Here is a 414-nt window from a genome sequence, read left to right on the forward strand (position 1 = left end):
ACCGGACCCCATGAGCGCGTTCTTCCTGTCCCTGCACGTCATCGCGGCCATCGTCGCGATCGGACCGGTCACCGTCGCGGCGAGCATGTTCCCCGCCGCCGTCCGCCGGGCCCGGGCCACCGGCCCGTCGGCGACCGCCCCCGTCGCCGTCGTCCGCCTGCTGCACCGCATCTGTCGTGTCTACGCCGGCGTCGGCATCGCGGTCCCCGTGTTCGGCTTCGCCACCGCGAGCAGCATGGGGGTGCTCACCGACCCGTGGCTGATCGTCTCCGTGGTGCTCACCGGCATCGCGGCGGTGCTGCTCATCGTGGTCCTCCTGCCCCGGCAGGAGGAGCTGGTGGCGGAGTTCGACCGCACCGGGGCACCGGTTCCCGGAGGGCCGGACGGTGGGACCACGACGTCCCCCGGCTCCCC

The 414-nt window shown here is 73.9% G+C and carries 1 protein-coding gene; it reads left to right on the plus strand.

All coding sequences use genetic code 11. The annotated features are described in order from the left end of the window. Positions 1-10: 10 nt before the first annotated feature. A partial coding sequence (locus FOE67_RS28420) for a hypothetical protein (RefSeq protein WP_182667648.1) occupies positions 11-414 on the plus strand: 404 nt, incomplete at its 3' end.

It is taken from the genome of Streptomyces calidiresistens, from assembly GCF_014141525.1.
GTDB lineage: Bacteria > Actinomycetota > Actinomycetes > Streptomycetales > Streptomycetaceae > Streptomyces > Streptomyces calidiresistens.